We start from the raw sequence: 16890 nt of genomic DNA, 5'->3' as shown, positions 1-16890 counted from the left end.
TCAGGAGGGCTGTCATGGATGACAAGCCAAGAGTTAAAATTCTGGTGGTGGATGATCGTCCTGAGAATCTGCTGGCCATGAACAAGCTTCTCAAGCCGCTGGGGGCCGAGATCCATAAAGTGGACTCTGGTGAGGCGGCTTTGTCAGAAGTTCTTCACCATCATTTTGCGGTGATCCTTCTGGATGTGCAGATGCCGGGCATGGATGGTTTTGAGACGGCAACTTTGCTGCACAGCAATAAGCAAACAGCCAGTATTCCTATCATTTTTGTGACCGCCATTAACAAGGATCAGGCTTATATCAATAAAGGTTATCAGGCCGGTGCAGTTGATTATCTGCCAAAACCGATCAATCCGGATATCCTGTTGGGCAAGGTTAAGGTGTTTCTGCAATTGGAAGAACAGCGGATTGAACTTGAGCAGGTCTCCAGGGAACTTCGCTGGATCAGTCGCAAGAACAAGCTGCTGTTGGATAATGCCGGTGAAGGAATTGCCGGTCTTGATCCCGACGGCAGGATCTCCTTCATTAATCCAACCGCCTGCGCCATGCTTGAGGGAACAGAAGAAAATCTGCTGGGAAAACACATCAGTCAGTTTATCTACGACACTCAAGGAGAAGAGGCTCTGGAAAAGTGGCAAGAGTCAGAGATACGTGAGAATACCATGGTCGGTGGAGGCGTCTTTCAAACATCCGAGAGACAACTCTGGACGCTTTCCGGAAACAGCTTCGCCGCAGAATACAATATGGCGGCTATTGTTAATGACAGACAGAAAGTGCAGGGTTGCGTTCTATTATTTCAGGACATTACCGAGCGTAAAAAGCTGGAAAATCAGTTGTTGCTGATGGCGAAATACGACAGTTTGACAGGGCTGGCCAACAGGACACTGTTCAGAGAATTTTTGGGTACTTCACTGGCCAGGAGTCAGAGGCGCAATAAGAGCACCGCTGTCATGTATCTTGATCTGGATCACTTCAAGGAAATTAACGATACCCTCGGACACGATGCTGGAGATCTTTTGCTGAAAAGTGTTTCACAAAGGTTGCAGGAGTGCGTCCGTGAAGGTGATCTGGTGGCCAGATTAGGTGGGGATGAATTTGCCATTATTCTGGATGATGTGGCGGAGGCTTCGGATGCCAAACTGATTGCAGAGAAAATTCTCACCTCAATCCGGGAGCCCCATGATCTTGATGGCGAAGCCAGACACGTAGGCACCAGCATCGGAATTGCAACGTCTGAAGATACCGGCTCCGACGCCGAAGCTTTGCTTAAGGCTGCCGATCAGGCCATGTACGTGGCCAAGAAAAGCGGGCGGGATGATTATCGGCTGGCGTCTGAGCTGGACAGTGAAGAGAGGGAACAGGCAGAACAGGGCAACTAAACGACACCTGAACAGACCCGGGTGGTTCTATAGATCTAAGGCTTGGGGTCATCGACCTTTTCCAAATCAACAGGCTTGTGTCGTCTTTAATCAAGCGGCACAGCTGATTCTTTATAGTCATCTGTATCGCTAATATCTGACGGGCTGCCTGACAGCAACAGCAGTATCGCAAAGAGAGAGTGTTCAATAATTCCACCCTTGCATTCTAGTGTTAAAACCAAAGGTTGCACCGGACAAAACCTCATCAAGAACGGGTGTCAGTTCAGGGAGAGTCATTGTTATTATCCGCATCGTCATGCGTGCGTTTTCGGTGCTCTCTTTGGTGATCAAACAGCGCTTTGTCACTCTTGCAGATCTTCCCGCATGGTTGAGACTGGCCATCACTAACCACGATCACGTTACAGGTTTTATGTCCGGTGTGGGATCTGCTTTTGTGAGACAACAATGATTCGGCACTCTTGAAGACTTTTCCGCATGGCCGTGGCCGACCACCCTCTTCGACCACGTTTACGTCACAGGTTTGTTCCCCGGTGTGGTATCTGTTTTTGTGAAGCGACAGGGCCTTGGCACTATGACAGACCACACCGCATGACCGCGTCTGACGATCCTCCCCGACCACTATCAGGTTACAAATTGATAGACCTTTGACGCTTATATGTTGTGTTGCGCCTGTCCGGGTAACATTGGGTTGATTGTGATTCGAGTGGAGTGATTCAGTGGTTGTTTGTTGTGTCTCTGAATGGGCAGGGGTTAAGAAAAACTCATCTTGTTCGTGAGGATTCTGATGGCCAATTATCCTGTCAAAGACCGTAAAATCATCGGTGGAAGGCAAATTCCAGGGCGCCGGTACATCAGGATTGGGTATCCCGTTATAGGCTGCCTCTGCAATCACTGAGCCTGAGGCGACCCCGTCTGAGGCGACCCCGTCTAAGGCGACCCCGCCAAAAGAGAGGGAATCAATGTAAGGCTCCTGAAACGGCTGCTCAGAAGTATCTTGAAGTTGAACGTCAGACAGGTCACTCAATACAGTGTTGCCTGTCGATCGTTCTGGTGAACCCATTGTCCATTCAGCTGGCATCCTGATATCGGATGATGGTCGCAAGCGGCAAATGCCGTTACAGACCAAACAATTTAATCCCAATGTATGTTGGTTTTGCTGATAACCTCCGTTGCCATCGTCATCACCAGAGCCAGAAGGCGGTGGGCCAAGGGAAGAGCCTATATTGTATTGGCTTGTCCCTGAAGCTCTGTGACCGGATGATCCCGATGAATGGCGTTGTTGTTGGCCTTGTTCAGGAACAGGAACAACCATCATAATAATGCTCGAAAACGGCCCATCCTGACTCGTCTCCTGTTGTTTAGTTGGATTGAACAGCAGCGAATCAGGGTTCCAATAGCTTTTCAAAAGCCAACCAACAACGACCACCATTTCTGCAGGAAGCCATGAATGAGAGGTAGCGCTTATAGGGGCTACTTTGGTGGTCAGGGTCAGTTCGTAAGCAACCAGCAGGTTAGTGACGTAAGGCAACTGCCATGAGATCGACTCAACAAGGGTCGTTGCTAGCCTGTAGCTGAGCGATAAATGTCGTTTATTGCCAGTCAGAAGGAATGGCCCTCTATGGTCATTTGTGTCGACAGTCTCTGGCAGATTGCCGGGCAATGCACTCGGGTCATGCTTTATAGAGAAGCTCTGGTTTGGAGAACCTTTTTCCTGCTCAAGCGCGACAACAAAAGAATTTGTCCATGTCTCTGCCTGACAGATGAAAGACAAAAACGGTAGCAGCAACAGAGCTGCTGAAAGGAGTGAGTATTTAATAAATCTGTCCCTGCGTTGTTGTCTTCAGGTAGAAAGAATAGATCAAAAAATTAAGTGTGTTTGTCTGATAAAAGCCTTTAGTAGTCAAAGCTCGCACTGGGGAGACCTTTGTGCGCCGGAGTGGCTGTCCATCCACTCCGATCAAGGTCTTGCCAGAGTCAGAATAAAAAGGGGCAGTGAAAAAGCCTGTTTTTTTATTCAATTTGCATTTTTTGAGAGCTAAGTTTATCGTTCTTGTTCATATCAACAGGCTTGCGTTTTCGATGTGTTTTTTTGTGATCTGACAGAGATGCAGCACTCTTGCAGATCATCCAGCATGGTTGCAGCTGGCCATCTTCTCCGGTCACGGATATGTTGCAAGTTTGTTGCCCTGAGTGCTCTCTTCTTTTGTGCTCAGTCAGGTGCTGAGTACTCTTGCAAAACGTTCCGCATGGTCGCTTTTGGCCATCCTTGCCGACTGCGATTATGTTACAAATTTGTCGCCCTGAGTGCTCTCTTCTTTTGTGATCTCCCAGAGCTCTGGAGCTCGTGCAGACATTCCCGCATAGCTGCGGCAGGCCATCCTCTCCGACCAGAGTTACGTCACATATTTGTTGCCCGCTGTGGTTTCTTCTTTTGTGATCAGACAATGCTTTGGCACTCTTGCAGACCATTCCACATGGCCTTGGTTGGCCATCATCCTCGACCATGGTGAAGTCGCAAATTTTTTGTCCGCTGTGGGCGCATCTTTTATGATCCGTGAGGGCTTTCTGGTTGTTGCAGATCGTCCTGCATGGTCTTGGCAGGCCATCCTCCCCGACCAGGGGCATCTCACAGATTATTTGCCCGGTATGTTCTCTTCTTTTGTGTTCTTTCAGGGCATGAGAACTTTTCCAGACCGAGCCGCATGGCCGCTTACAGCCACCGTCTCCGACCACAGTTATGTCACAGATTTGCTGCCCGGAGTGGTATATGATTTTGTGTGATGATATGGATTGAGCATTCTTGCAGACTGTTTCGCATGCTCGAAGTTGGCCATTCTCACCGACCATTATTACGTTACAGGTTTTTTGCCCGCTGTGGACTCTGCTTTTATGAGACGACAGAGATTGAGTGTTCTTGCAGACTTTTCCGCAAGGTCGCGACTGGCCATCCTTGCCAGCCACTGTCAAGTCACAGGTTTTTTGTCCGCTATGGATGCTTCTTTTGTGTTTCGACAAGGCCTGAGCACTCTTGCAGACCATCCCGCATGGTTTCGGCTGGCCATCTTTCCCGAACACGGTTTCGACACAGCTTAATTGCCCGTCAGGTCCAGTTGTACAGGCTACTACATTCAATGGGTTTGTGGCGATCCAGTTTGAGGCGACCCCGTCTAAGGCGACCCCGTCTAAGGCGACCCCGTCAACAGAATTACGGATATTGACTGAGTTGCTATCAATTTTATGTTCAGTTTGTCGTTCAAGTAATGGACCAGCATGGCACTGGACTTGAATGTCAGGCGGATCTGTTTCGAAAGGCAGATTATGGTCGGAACCTGCAGCGTTTACAGGATCAGAATAGTCTACACAACTAAAACAGTATCCATCAGTCAAATGGGGGCACGAGCCTCGTTTTAATTTTGCTTCTGTGTGCACTGTCGAATTTTCTACGAAATTGTATTGACATTCTTTGGGTCCTCTGTTGTCGGATGACTGTCGTAATTTACACGCGCCATAACAGGGATAGACGAAACAATTTAAATCCAATGTATGTAAGTGTTGTTGAGGTCTTCTGCTGCCGCTGCCATAGTCGGTATTCAGTGGGCTGGTGTAAGAGCCTGTGAAGTGGTTAGTTGTCTTTGGGGATTTCTGTCCGGATGATTTTGATGGCTGGCATTCCGGTTGGTTATGTCCAGAGCCAAACATCATATTGGTGGCCGTAAAGGACTGATCCTGAAGCAGCTCTTGCTTTTCATTCGGGTTAAACGGCGTTAAACCAGGTGTCCAGCAGCTTTTTAAAAGCCAACCGACAGCGCTAACCACTTCTACAGGTATCCATGAAAAATAGGTAGAGCTTAGAGGAGCGTCTTTGATGGTCAGGATCAGTTCATAACCAACCAGCAGGTTAGTAACATAAAGCCATTGCCACGTAATCGACCCAATAAGGGGTGTTCTTACGGCGAAGCCGCTAAGTCTGTGTGGTTTTTCATAAGTTAGTGAATCGGATTCTGTGTTGGCCATATCAGATGGGTTGCAGGGCAGAGTGCGCCGGTCAGGTTTTACTGAAAAGCTCTGCTTTGGAGAACCTGTATTCTTATCAAGCTCGACAACAAAACGTCTTGTCGACGGTTCGGCCTTGCAGATGAAAGACAAAGACAGAAGTAGCGACAGCGTTACAGCAAAGATAAAGAGTTTAATCACTCTGCCCTTGCATTCAAATTCAATCATCGTCCCGATTCCACATCAACAGGCTTGCGTTTTCGATGTACCCTTTTGTGATCCGTCAGGGCTCTGGCACTGATACAGCCGCTTCCGCACGGCTGTGGCTGGCCATTCTTCCCGGCCATGGTCAAGTCACAGGTTGGTTTCGCGCTGTCGTCTTTGGTCTGTATTGCATCTGCCAGGGAAAGATGAGGCAGGTACTGATCCCATTGGGGTGGCCCTCCTGTTGTTTGTTGTGTTTCTGAAGTCCCCGTTGTTTGTGTGACAAGTGCACAGTTCATAGCGGTTTTTTCGATAACACCAAGACCACGTAGATTGAGTAAAGCATTGACTATAACCAAATCATCAGCACTGATTGGCAAATCCTCGGCTGTTGGCACATTATGATGGAGTTGTCGGCCTGTCTGCTGAATTAAGAGGCCATTCAGCGGACTCGCTGCTGTTGAATGATGATCGGAACCTGCAAATCCCATTACAGGGATAAACGAAACAGTTTAAACCCAAAGTATGCAGTTGTTGCTGAGGGCCACCGTCACTGCCGCCAGAGTCAATATAAAAGGGGTTACTGAAAGAGCCAGTGGATTGGAGGATGGCCTGTGGGTCTTGCTGGCCGGATGATTCTGGTGGCTGATGTTGTTGTGGGGTACTTCCAGAGTTGAGCATCATAGTGATGATTGCAAGATCCCCTTTTGACAGCACAGATGCTGCCTCATGTTGTTCGAACGGCCTGAACAGAGGTGAACCGAAGATCCAATAGTTTTTTAAAAGCCAGCCAACAGTGTTAATCACTTCTACAGATAGCCATGAATAAGGAGTGGTGCCCGGAGGTGTATATTTAGCAAAATCGTCATAAACCCTCGCCCAATCGAGGGTGTCGCAAAACCCCGCAAAAGCCGGTAATCTTAGATAAAGCAGTTTTACCAGCTACCTCATGACAACAAGACGCCAAATTAAGATTAATAACGACCCTCAGCTGGATATTTTCTCAACAGCAGCTCGCAACTCTGATCAAAGCTCTTTCAAGGAGTCTGGCAATTCAGATGACCAAGCTCAAACAAGACGTTTTGTTGCTCCAGACGCAAACTCCATTACCCTTGGCAATACAAGCTTAAAAGAGCATCTTGAGTTAACCGACCAGAAAGCACCATTCACTGTCGCTAGTCTTCTTGATGAACAGGAAAATGGGTCAGTCGGGAAAGAAACCCAGCAAAGCATCATACTTTGCTAAGGGAAGGCTTTACTGGATTTGAATTTTGGCTTTTACGACATCCTCTAAAAGTACGGGGCTTTCCGCTCATTCAGGTAAATCATAGAGAGGATTTAGTCAGCAAGCGATCACCTCGACACGGTGTCATCGCCTCTGACCTGTTTAATACTCTGGCAGCCATTCAGGTTTTTCTGGGCAAAACAGCTGAAGCAGAAAAAACCATTCAACAAGGCTTTGATTTTGAACCTGACAGTACCATTTACAGCCTTCAGGATGCCCGGCACGATCTCGAAATAACTGATGAACGTGTGCTTCAGGACTTCCCTCCCAAGTCACCCTGAAGCTTCTTGTCCAATCAATAAATTGTCTTGACCAGCCAGACCATGATGCTGGCCATGCTGTAAAAAGAGCAGGTTAACAGAGCAACTTCCTGAAGGGACAGCCGATCATTCGAAACTTCCATAATGCTTACCTCGTACTTCATAATCGCTATTCAACATTACACTTCTCAGTGTAGCGATCAGAATCGGCGCCCAAATGGCCAGCAAAACTTCAGAAGCCTGATGCTAACAGGTGTCCAGTCTGTTTCGATCCTGTTAGTCTCCATAAGCAGGAATAGATGAACGGTCTTTTGATAGTCCAGACAAACTGACTGGCTGTTTTTCGCCAGAAAAGTGTCAGGCTCCCAGATAAGCCTTCTGGACAGCGTCGTCCGCCAACAGTTCATCACTGTTACCCTGCAGCACGATACGACCGTTTTCCAGAACATAACCCCGGTCTGCCAGTCTCAGAGCCTGATTAGCATTCTGCTCCACCAGAAAAACCGTAACGCCTTCTTCCCGGAGGCGTTCAATAATTTCAAAAATTTGCTGGATAACAATCGGAGCCAGCCCCAGACTGGGCTCATCCAGTAACAGCAAATCCGGGCTGCTCATCAAGGCCCTGGCGATCGCCAGCATCTGCTGCTCTCCTCCGGACATGGTGCCACCTCTCTGGTACAGCCTCTCTTTCAGACGGGGGAAAAGCTCCAGTACAAATTCATAGTTTTTTCGGAAAGGCTCGCCATCCACAAAAAAACCGCCCATAGTCAGATTTTCTTCGACGGTCAGTCTGGAAAAAATTCTCCGCCCTTCTGGCACAACAGCAATGCCTGAGCGCATGATTTCGGAGGTAGGACGACCCGCTAACTCTTTCCCCTTGTAGAGTATGGAGCCAGATTCGGCCCTGGGTTCACCACAAATGGTCATCAGCAATGAAGACTTGCCAGCACCATTGGCACCTATCAGAGTGACAATCTCACCTGCCGAGATATCTACGCTGACGGCATCCAGAGCCTGGATCTTTCCATAGAAGGTAGACACATTTCGAATGCTGAGAAGTGGTTCAGGTGCTGACATACTGCTACTGCCCTTTATTTATTCTGATTGTTCTTTATTCTGACTGTCTTGAGGTGTCATCGAAGATACCAGAAACACATTCGCAAGACAGCCCGAAGACTCATACTCTGACCGGGACTATTACTACTGGAAGCTAATAGTAATTTGTGACTATCCTTCCCCCAGATAAGCCTTGATCACTTCAGGGTTGTTGCGAATATCTTCTGGTACGCCTGAAGCCAGAGGACGCCCCTGGTTAATGACATAAATCCGGTCAGAAATATCCATAACCAGCTTCATATCATGTTCAATCAGAAGCACAGTAACACCATGATCCCGTCGCAAATCAGAAATCAGCTCATCCAGCTCTGCTGTCTCATTGGGGTTGAGACCAGCGGCTGGTTCATCCAGCATCAATAACTCGGGCTGAGTCACCATACAACGGGCAATTTCCAGTCTGCGTTGCTGTCCATAAGCCAGGTTACCCGCTTCACGATTGGCAAACCCGGTCAGACCAACTTTATCCAGCCAGAACTCAGCCCTTGCCATCGCTTGTTCTTCACTACGCCGATAATCCGAGGTCTTAAACAACCCTGCCAACAACCTTGTATTCAGATGTCGGTGCTGGGCAACCAAAAGATTTTCCAGCACGCTCATGCCCTTAAACAGACGCACATTCTGAAAGGTTCTCACAACACCGAGCCGGGCTATTTTATAACCCGGCATCTTTTCGATAGCCTGACCTTTATATTGAACAGAGCCACCAGTCGCCTTATAAAAGCCCGTAAGACAGTTAAAAACGGTCGTTTTTCCGGCACCATTGGGCCCAATCATGGAAACAATTTCACCCGGACAGATTTTCAGCGCCATCTGATCCACAGCCAGCAGTCCGCCAAAGCGCATACTCAGATCAGAAACGTCCAGTAAACATTCACTCATTCTGATTCCTCCGTTTACACGCTTTCAGCCAATGATGCTGTCTTGATCGGGCTAACCGACTCAGACTTATCCGATTTAATCTTGATATGAGGCCGCTTCATGGGCATCAGACCTTCAGGACGCCATACCATCATGCAAACCATCATCAACCCGAACATCAGCATTCGGTATTCCTGGAATTCACGGGCAAACTCAGGCAAAACGGTCATAATCACAGCAGCAAGAATGACACCGACCTGAGACCCCATTCCACCAAGCACAACAATGGCCAGAATGATTGCGGACTCGATGAAAGTAAACGACTCAGGACTAATAAAACCCTGACGGGCGGCAAAGAAGGTACCAGCAAAGCCAGCAAATGCAGCCCCTATAGTAAATGCAGACAGTTTGATGGCCGTAGGATTCAAACCCAGTGAGCGACAGGCAATATCGTCTTCACGCAAGGCTTCCCAGGCTCTGCCAATAGGCATTCGAAGGAGTCGATTGATCACAAACAGCGTGGCAATCACCAGCAACACGGCCAGTATGTACAGGAAAATCACCTTGTACTCACTGCTGTAATCAATACCAAAGTATTCGTGGAAAGGAACATTCCCTTCTTCCTGCGCCCTGCGTCCAAATTCAAGGCCAAACAAAGTCGGTTTCGGAATCTGACTGATTCCATTAGGACCACCTGTTAATGTCGTCCAGTTGTTGAGCAGGATTCGAATGATTTCACCAAAACCCAGAGTTACGATGGCCAGATAATCGCCCCGAAGCCTGAGCACCGGAAAACCAAGAATAAAACCAAAGAAAGCCGCCAGAATACCACCCAGCACCAGACTGCTCCAGAAGTCGAGCCCCAAATATTGATTCAATAAGGCATAACTGTAGGCACCCACGGCATAAAAGCCGACGTAGCCCAAATCAAGAAGACCGGCCAGGCCCACCACAATGTTCAGACCCAGCCCCAGCATGACGTAAATCAGGGCCAGAGTGGCGAGATCCACAGCCCCCCTGGAAACAAAGAATGGCCAGATCATCAATCCTGCTACTGCAAAGCAGATTACAAGGGTTTTAGCTTCTTTGTTCCTGGTTACTTTGGTCAGCTTTTCTGCATTAATAGATGGCAACTGTTGTTTTATTCCGGAAAGCCCCTGATCGATGGGTGCCCTGAACAGCTGGAAGAAGAAGACAGCAGCCACACCGGCAGCTATCCAGTAGAGGGAAGAAGGATCGGCTAATGTCACCTCAAGTCCAACGCCCGAGGGCTCAAGACGAACCCCCATCATCAGGCTGGTTAGTATCAGCAAAACAACTGCCGAGAGTATTGCCGGAGTGAAGCGTAATGATTTCATACTTTTTCAACCTCCGGCTTGCCCAGAAGGCCGGTCGGCCTGAACAGAAGAATCAGAACGAGGAGACTGAAGGCGACAACGTCCTTATATTCCGCACTGAAGTAACCTGCAGTGAAGGCTTCCGTGACCCCCAGAATCAAACCACCCAGCACAGCTCCGGGTATACTTCCGATTCCTCCCAGCACCGCAGCAGTGAACGCTTTAAGACCTGCCATAAAGCCAATGTGGGGATTGATTACTCCGTAATACATGCCAAGCAATACACCGGCTACCGCAGCAAGAGCGGCCCCGATCACAAAAGTGATCGAAATAATCTGATGCGTGTTGATACCCAGCAGCCCGGTCATGCCAAGATCTTCAGCGCAAGCTCTGCAGGCCCGACCCATTTTTGATCTGGAGATAAACAGAGTCAGGGCCGTCATGGCAATAAACGTCACCACAAAGATAATTAACTGCATGTACGACACAGTGGCATTAAAACCGTCTTCAGGACCAAAGGTCCAGCCACCACTGATCATGCTGGGCATGGCTATATCCCTTGACCCCTGGGCCAGGCGGACATAGTTCTGAAGGAAAATGGACATACCAATGGCAGAAATCAGGGCAATCAGCCGGTTGCTGTTCCTCAAAGGCCGATAAGCAACCCTCTCCACCGCAAAGCCATAGGTGCTGGTGATAATGATGCTGATGACAAAGGCGGAAACCAGCATCAGTGAAACACTGTCTATTCCCATCATCGCTAACGCGGCCAGTACCGCAAAAGCGATGTAACTGCCAATCATGTAGATCTCACCATGAGCAAAATTGATCATGCCAATGATGCCGTAAACCATGGTATAACCGATAGCAATCAGAGCATACGTACTACCTATCGTCAGCCCGTTAAGTAGTTGTTGAATAAGGTAAAAACCTGAATCCCCCATTCCACGACCTCGTTTTTTATTTTTGTAAACGTTGTTTTTTCTACTATTTTTTACTTTTCTTCAGAGGGTTTGCTCTGACTCAGCCACAAGAAAGTCTGCGAAATATCATCCTGGATCTGTCTGGGTCAAAACCCATATGTCAGGGCTGAAGATCTATAAAAACCCCCTCAATGTCGGGCCGATTCTCTCACACGACAAAGGCTCTTGGTAGGGATGGAACAAAAAAATAGCTGGCGGAAAATCCCCCATTAATCAGGGCAGTATTGCAACTGACTAGCAGCCAGGCAGCTCATTAGCAGTTCTTATTATTTTACTCATTATTGCCATTACCCATTAGACGACAATAACAATATGCCCTTACGATTCAGAGACTTCAATTCTTATAGTTTTCGAATGTGCAACCCCGAACTCCAGAGGGTGTCGCAAAACTCTAACAACTCGTTCCCACGCTCTGCGTGGGAATGCATACCTCCCCTGAAAAGCGGACTCTGCAGCGCGAGATGGGTATGGGTTCCCACGCTGGAGCATGGGAACCAGAGTTTTGCGACAGCCTCTCCAGAGCTTGGGTAAACATATTTCGCTATTCGTTAATACTGAACTTTTGATGTACTCTAGCAGCATCAAAGTCAATCAATTGGTCACTTTTGCTGACTCACCTGCCAGCCAAAAGCTCAATCTGGTCAAGATATGCCCAACACCCAAACCTCTAACAACCTTGCCGCCTTCATCTGGTCCGTAGCCGACCTCCTGCGAGGCGATTTCAAGCAGTCCCAGTACGGGCGCATCATCTTACCGTTTACCCTGCTGCGCCGCCTGGAATGCGTTCTGGAGCCCACCAAGGAAGCAGTGGTTGCCCAGCACGAAAAAGTAAAGGCTATGAACCTGCCTGAAGAAGGTATGGAGAAGATGCTGCTGCGTGCTTCTGGATTGTCGTTTTTCAACACTTCACCCATGAACCTGTCGAAGATGGGTCAGGGCGATATCAAGGACAACCTTGAAAACTATGTCCTCTCCTTCTCCAAAGATGCCCGTGAAATCTTTGAGCATTTCAAGTTTGATGAGTTTGCAGGCAGCCTGAACGAAGCCAACCTGCTGTTCAAGGTACTGCGGAAGTTTGCCACCATCGACCTCAGCCCCAAGGCGATCAGCAACCACGATATGGGTTTGGTGTTTGAAGAACTGATCCGTCGCTTTGCCGAATCTTCCAACGAAACCGCCGGTGAACACTTTACCCCAAGGGATATTGTCGAGCTCACCACCTCACTGGTGTTTATGGAAGATGATGATGCCTTAACCAAAGAAGGGATCGTTCGCAGTATTTATGATCCAACGGCAGGCACAGGCGGCTTTCTCTCTGCGGGAATGGAGTACGTATACAAGCACAATACAAAAGCTCGTATGACGGCCTTTGGCCAGGAGTTGAACCCGGAGTCCTACGCCATCTGTAAAGCCGATATGCTGATCAAGGGTCAGGATGTCAGTCGCATCAAACTGGGCAACACTCTGTCGAACGATCACCTCAGTGGCGACCAGTTTGACTACATGCTGTCTAATCCGCCATTCGGGGTGGACTGGAAGAAGATCGAAGGCACCATTAAAGATGAGCATGAACACAAAGGCTACGACGGTCGCTTTGGCCCTGGCCTGCCAAGAGTGTCCGATGGTTCGCTGCTGTTCCTGATGCACCTGATCAGCAAGTTCAGGGACATCACGCCAGAGAACCAGAACCCCAGCCGCATCGGCATTATCCTCAACGGTTCGCCGCTCTTTACCGGCAGTGCAGGCAGTGGTGAAAGCGAGATTCGCCGTTATATTCTCGAAGCCGACCTGCTCGAAGCCATTGTCGCCCTGCCCACAGACATGTTCTACAACACCGGTATCGCTACCTATGTGTGGGTGCTGACCAATAAAAAGTCCAATGAACGCAAAGGTAAAGTGCAGCTGATTAACGGCGTAAACCTTTGCGGCAAGATGCGTAAGTCCCTGGGCTCCAAGCGGAACATAATGAGCGAAGCGGATCGCCGCATCATTACCCAAAACTTTGGAGCCTTTGCAGAAGCATCCGAAGAAAATTTTGCCGCCAAAATTTTCGACAGTCATAAATTCGGCTACCGTCGTATTACCGTGGAACGCCCACTTCGCCTGTCCGCCCAGATTACTGATGACGCAGTAACGGGTCTACGCTATGCACCCAGGCCGTATAATGCCGTTATGCGCTGGATGGTTGAGGAATTCGGCACAGAGTGTCATACAACCTTGGCAGACAACGAAGAAACCATCCGCACCAAAATCAAAAAAGACTTCAAAGAACTGAAAGAGAAGCAGATCAAAGAGGTGCTGAACGACAAACTCTGGCTGTTCCAGCGGGGGCTGATGGAGAAAGCCCAAACTCTGCAAAATACAGTCGGAACGATACTGTCCAACGACTTTAACCAGTTCGATAAAGACCTGAAAGCCGCGCTCAAAGCCGCTAATTTAAAGCTGGATACCAAAGAGAAAAAGCAGTTCCTCGATGCCGTCACCCGCAAGAACCCCGAAGCCGAGCCGGTGATCAAAAAGGTGCTGAAGGGCGGCTCCTCGTCGTCCATGACGCCGCCGCATACCGTTCATCCTGAACATAAAGAAACCCAACCACTGTACGGCGCATTTGAATACAAAGGCAAAATCGTCGAATTCCAGACCGATGGCGACCTGCGGGATAACGAGAATATTCCTCTTGACCCATCAATGCCCACCCATATCCTGATCGAAACCTACTTCAACCGGGAAGTGGCACCCCATGTACCCGATGCCTGGATCAATGCCGATAAATGCGATGCCCAGGATGGTGAGATTGGTATTGTGGGTTACGAGATTCCCTTTAACCGACATTTTTATGTGTATCGGCCGCCCCGTGCGCTGGAAGCCATTGATGCTGATCTGGATGCGGTGAGTGCTAGAATCATGAGTCTGTTACAAGAGGTTCACTCATGAGCAAGCCAAAAAACAACATTAACCTGAGCCTGAATAAGGAATACAAAAGCTGGCTGAAAAACCTTAAACAGAAGGTACTGTCCACCCAGCTCAAAGCCGCCATTCAGGTGAACTCAACCTTGCTGGCTTTTTATTGGGAGCTTGGGGAAGACATTATTCGCCGACAGGCTCAGGCTAATTGGGGCGATGGCTTTCTGAAGCAACTAAGCCATGACTTAATGACGGAATTTCCTGAAATCAAAGGATTTTCCCGTCGAAACCTTGAATTTATCCGACAATGGTATCTGTTCTGGAACCAATCTCCGGAAATTGCGAAACAGGCTGTTTCGCAATTAGTTCAGGTGCCCTGGGGACATAACCTGAAGATAATCAGCAAGTGCCAAACAACGGCTGAAGCTCTGTATTACGTGGGCAAAACCATAGAACATGGCTGGAGCCGAAACGTCCTCACTCACCAGATTGAAAGTGGACTCTGGCAGCGGAAGGGACAAGCGCCCAACAACTTCAATGCAACACTGCCTGCCGTCCAGTCCGACCTTGCACAGCAAACCCTGAAAGACCCCTATATGTTTGACTTTCTTGCCTTCACTGATAATTACACAGAGCGAGAGCTGGAGCAGGGATTGATTAAGCATATCACTCAGTTTCTACTGGAATTGGGATCAGGTTTTGCCTACATGGGCAAGCAGTTTCATATACAGGTAGGGCAGCAGGATTTTTATATTGACCTCTTATTTTATCATGCACACCTGCATTGCTACGTAGTCATTGAACTGAAAGCGGGTGACTTCAGGCCGGAACACGCAGGCAAACTGAATTTTTATATCAAAGCAGTAGATGAACTGGTACGCAGGGAGGGCGATGCGCCGACTATCGGCATTCTGCTGTGTAAGAACAAGGACAAACTCGTGGCGGAATACGCCCTCAGCGATATTCAAAAGCCTATTGGTGTTTCGGAATACCAACTGACCCAATCACTGCCAGAAAATCTGCAATCGCAACTGCCCAGTATTGAAGAAATTGAGCAGGGACTGGGGGGTGAGTTGTGATGGATGGAAACAGCCTTCAGCGCAAAAAATATGCGGCTTATCCGGAATATAAGGATTCTGGGGTTGAGTGGTTGAGTTCCATCCCCAAACATTGGAACTTAAAAAAAGTCCGCTATGTGCTTAAAGATGGCTCTGAAGGCATAAAGATCGGCCCTTTCGGCAGTGCCTTAAAGCTCGACGATATGGCTGAGCATGGTCACAATGTCTACGGGCAAGAAAATGTAATTAAGAAGGATTTTTCTTTAGGAAAGAGAAAAATTACTACTGAAAAATTCCAAGAAATGAGTCTTTATCAGGTATTCCCGAATGACATTCTAATAACCATGATGGGTACAAGTGGGAAGTGCGAAATCGTTCCTGAGGGCATTCCGTTAGGGATAATTGATTCGCATCTTTTGAGAACCAGAGTTAAAGAGCATGAAATTGATCCAAGATTCTTCAAGATACTGATTGATGAAACACACGAGATTGGTTTTCAGATAAAAACTCTCGGTAAAGGTTCAATCATGCACGGTTTGAACTCCGGAATTGTGAAAGACTTGGTTCTTCCGTTGCCAGATAGAGTCGAACAGGACAATATTCTTAGCTTCCTCAGCCACGAAACCGCCAAAATCGACACCCTGATCGAAGAGCAGCAATCCCTGATCCGGCTGATGAAAGAAAAACGACAGGCGGTGATTAGTCATGCTGTCACCAAGGGGCTAAACCCTGATGCACCGATGAAGGATTCCGGTATGGAGTGGCTTGGGGAAGTGCCGGAGCATTGGGAAGTAAAGCGAGTTCGTCACGCATGTGAAGTCGACAACAACCTCAGAACGCCTATTGATAGACAGACCCGTATGAAAATGGAGGGTGAATACCCATATTACGGACCGACAGGAATTCTCAATTACATTAACCAATACAATGTTGAAGGCGAGTACTTCCTGCTCGGTGAGGATGGCGACCATTTTCTTAAGTTCAAAGAAAAATCCATGACAATTCATGTCAAAGGCAAGTTCAACGTGAACAACCATGCTCACTTGATCAAAGGCAAGGGAACTTGTTCTACAGCGTGGGCGTGTTTGTATTTTGAACACATGGATATTTTACCTTGGCTGATTAAACAAGGCGTTGGCAGATATAAATTGCAGAAAACTGTTTTAGCAGATATTCCGATTTTTGTTCCGCCTGAAGACGAGCAAGACAGTATTATGCGTGAAGTTGCTGGCAAGAAAGCATCTTTTGACATGATAGCGAAAGATGCAGAGTCAATGATTGCCAAGCTCCAAGAACGCCGCACCGCCCTAATCTCCGCCGCCGTCACCGGCAAAATCGACGTACGTGACTGGGTCGCTCCGTCATAATATCTGAGCCTGCGATTGTCTCGACACTGTCGAGACAATTCAGTTCAGTCCTAAATTGAGACTAAAAGGTCTTTTTTTGGGACCTTGAAAAGTCCCAATATGAGACCTATAGTTCCCATATTGATACCTCTATAGGAACTTCGTCA

General features: G+C 48.2%; 15 protein-coding genes. 6 read left to right on the top strand and 9 right to left on the bottom strand.

Features of this window, described 5'->3' with window-relative positions; genetic code table 11:
• Positions 1-14: 14 nt before the first annotated feature.
• Positions 15-1379 carry a two-component system response regulator gene (locus ACOMHB_RS05610; protein ID WP_448215813.1) on the top strand — a complete coding sequence of 455 codons (1365 nt, stop codon included), beginning with the start codon at positions 15-17 and terminating at the stop codon, positions 1377-1379.
• Positions 1380-1641: 262 nt separating this feature from the next.
• Here ACOMHB_RS05610 and ACOMHB_RS05605 read toward each other — a convergent pair whose 3' ends face one another.
• The 4 genes from ACOMHB_RS05605 to ACOMHB_RS05590 all read right to left on the bottom strand — a co-directional run bounded on the left by ACOMHB_RS05605 (position 1642) and on the right by ACOMHB_RS05590 (position 6383).
• On the bottom strand, positions 1642-3165 hold the full coding sequence (locus tag ACOMHB_RS05605) for a hypothetical protein (protein WP_448215812.1): 1524 nt from the start codon (positions 3163-3165) through the stop codon (positions 1642-1644).
• 224 nt (positions 3166-3389) lie between these two features.
• Entirely contained in the window at positions 3390-5600 is a 2211-nt protein-coding gene (locus ACOMHB_RS05600) for a hypothetical protein (RefSeq protein ID WP_448215811.1), read from the bottom strand.
• Positions 5597-5956 carry a hypothetical protein gene (locus ACOMHB_RS05595; RefSeq protein WP_448215810.1) on the bottom strand — a complete coding sequence of 120 codons (360 nt, stop codon included), beginning with the start codon at positions 5954-5956 and terminating at the stop codon, positions 5597-5599. Before ACOMHB_RS05595 ends, ACOMHB_RS05600 begins: the two co-directional genes overlap by 4 nt.
• A 19-nt stretch (positions 5957-5975) precedes the next feature.
• Positions 5976-6383 carry a hypothetical protein gene (locus ACOMHB_RS05590; RefSeq protein ID WP_448215809.1) on the bottom strand — a complete coding sequence of 136 codons (408 nt, stop codon included), beginning with the start codon at positions 6381-6383 and terminating at the stop codon, positions 5976-5978.
• A 142-nt stretch (positions 6384-6525) separates the two neighbouring features.
• On the opposite strand from ACOMHB_RS05590, the gene ACOMHB_RS05585 reads away from it, so the two are divergent.
• Both ACOMHB_RS05585 and ACOMHB_RS05580 read left to right on the top strand, forming a co-directional pair.
• A complete protein-coding gene (locus ACOMHB_RS05585) occupies positions 6526-6822 on the top strand; it encodes a hypothetical protein (RefSeq protein WP_448215808.1) in 297 nt (98 codons plus the stop codon).
• Positions 6816-7142, top strand: a complete 327-nt coding sequence (locus ACOMHB_RS05580) for a hypothetical protein (RefSeq protein ID WP_448215807.1) — start codon at positions 6816-6818, stop codon at positions 7140-7142. The genes ACOMHB_RS05585 and ACOMHB_RS05580 overlap by 7 nt, the downstream gene beginning before the upstream one ends.
• Positions 7143-7156: 14 nt before the next feature.
• On the opposite strand, the gene ACOMHB_RS05575 is transcribed toward ACOMHB_RS05580, so the two are convergent.
• The 5 genes from ACOMHB_RS05575 to livH all read right to left on the bottom strand — a co-directional run bounded on the left by ACOMHB_RS05575 (position 7157) and on the right by livH (position 11376).
• Positions 7157-7285: a hypothetical protein gene (locus tag ACOMHB_RS05575; protein WP_448215806.1), complete on the bottom strand. Its 129-nt coding sequence runs from the start codon at positions 7283-7285 to the stop codon at positions 7157-7159.
• A 193-nt stretch (positions 7286-7478) separates the two neighbouring features.
• Positions 7479-8198, bottom strand: coding sequence for an ABC transporter ATP-binding protein (locus ACOMHB_RS05570; RefSeq protein ID WP_448215805.1), 720 nt, complete (start codon positions 8196-8198; stop codon positions 7479-7481).
• Between the two features lie 150 nt (positions 8199-8348).
• Complete coding sequence (livG, locus tag ACOMHB_RS05565; protein ID WP_448215804.1) at positions 8349-9116, bottom strand: high-affinity branched-chain amino acid ABC transporter ATP-binding protein LivG; 768 nt, start codon at positions 9114-9116, stop codon at positions 8349-8351.
• A 14-nt stretch (positions 9117-9130) separates the two neighbouring features.
• On the bottom strand, positions 9131-10453 hold the full coding sequence (locus ACOMHB_RS05560; protein WP_448215803.1) for a high-affinity branched-chain amino acid ABC transporter permease LivM: 1323 nt from the start codon (positions 10451-10453) through the stop codon (positions 9131-9133).
• On the bottom strand, positions 10450-11376 hold the full coding sequence (gene livH, locus ACOMHB_RS05555) for a high-affinity branched-chain amino acid ABC transporter permease LivH (RefSeq protein ID WP_422473876.1): 927 nt from the start codon (positions 11374-11376) through the stop codon (positions 10450-10452). The genes ACOMHB_RS05560 and livH overlap by 4 nt, the downstream gene beginning before the upstream one ends.
• Positions 11377-12063: 687 nt before the next feature.
• On the opposite strand from livH, the gene ACOMHB_RS05550 reads away from it, so the two are divergent.
• Genes ACOMHB_RS05550 through ACOMHB_RS05540 form a run of 3 tightly spaced genes read left to right on the top strand, consistent with a single transcriptional unit; the run spans position 12064 to position 16744 of the window.
• The gene (locus ACOMHB_RS05550) at positions 12064-14349 is read left to right on the top strand and encodes a type I restriction-modification system subunit M (protein WP_448215802.1); all 2286 of its coding nucleotides are present in this window, start codon (positions 12064-12066) and stop codon (positions 14347-14349) included.
• Positions 14346-15398 carry a PDDEXK nuclease domain-containing protein gene (locus ACOMHB_RS05545; protein ID WP_448215801.1) on the top strand — a complete coding sequence of 351 codons (1053 nt, stop codon included), beginning with the start codon at positions 14346-14348 and terminating at the stop codon, positions 15396-15398. Before ACOMHB_RS05550 ends, ACOMHB_RS05545 begins: the two co-directional genes overlap by 4 nt.
• On the top strand, positions 15398-16744 hold the full coding sequence (locus ACOMHB_RS05540) for a restriction endonuclease subunit S (protein WP_448215800.1): 1347 nt from the start codon (positions 15398-15400) through the stop codon (positions 16742-16744). Before ACOMHB_RS05545 ends, ACOMHB_RS05540 begins: the two co-directional genes overlap by 1 nt.
• The last annotated feature ends 146 nt before the right edge of the window (positions 16745-16890 follow it).

The organism is Endozoicomonas sp. 2B-B (assembly GCF_053470045.1).
The sequence above is the reverse complement of the archived record's forward strand: the minus strand, read 5'-3'. Positions and strand labels throughout refer to the sequence as shown.

Excerpts from the sequence above, each read along its gene's own strand:
- livG (WP_448215804.1), bottom strand. The coding sequence starts at position 9,116 with ATGAGTGAATGTTTACTGGACGTTTCTGATCTGAGTATGCGCTTTGGC.
- ACOMHB_RS05575 (WP_448215806.1), bottom strand. The coding sequence starts at position 7,285 with ATGAAGTACGAGGTAAGCATTATGGAAGTTTCGAATGATCGGCTGTCC.
- ACOMHB_RS05560 (WP_448215803.1), bottom strand. The coding sequence starts at position 10,453 with ATGAAATCATTACGCTTCACTCCGGCAATACTCTCGGCAGTTGTTTTG.
- ACOMHB_RS05610 (WP_448215813.1), top strand. The coding sequence starts at position 15 with ATGGATGACAAGCCAAGAGTTAAAATTCTGGTGGTGGATGATCGTCCT.
- ACOMHB_RS05585 (WP_448215808.1), top strand. The coding sequence starts at position 6,526 with ATGACAACAAGACGCCAAATTAAGATTAATAACGACCCTCAGCTGGAT.
- ACOMHB_RS05545 (WP_448215801.1), top strand. The coding sequence starts at position 14,346 with ATGAGCAAGCCAAAAAACAACATTAACCTGAGCCTGAATAAGGAATAC.
- ACOMHB_RS05550 (WP_448215802.1), top strand. The coding sequence starts at position 12,064 with ATGCCCAACACCCAAACCTCTAACAACCTTGCCGCCTTCATCTGGTCC.
- ACOMHB_RS05540 (WP_448215800.1), top strand. The coding sequence starts at position 15,398 with ATGGATGGAAACAGCCTTCAGCGCAAAAAATATGCGGCTTATCCGGAA.
- ACOMHB_RS05570 (WP_448215805.1), bottom strand. The coding sequence starts at position 8,198 with ATGTCAGCACCTGAACCACTTCTCAGCATTCGAAATGTGTCTACCTTC.
- livH (WP_422473876.1), bottom strand. The coding sequence starts at position 11,376 with ATGGGGGATTCAGGTTTTTACCTTATTCAACAACTACTTAACGGGCTG.
- ACOMHB_RS05600 (WP_448215811.1), bottom strand. The coding sequence starts at position 5,600 with ATGATTGAATTTGAATGCAAGGGCAGAGTGATTAAACTCTTTATCTTT.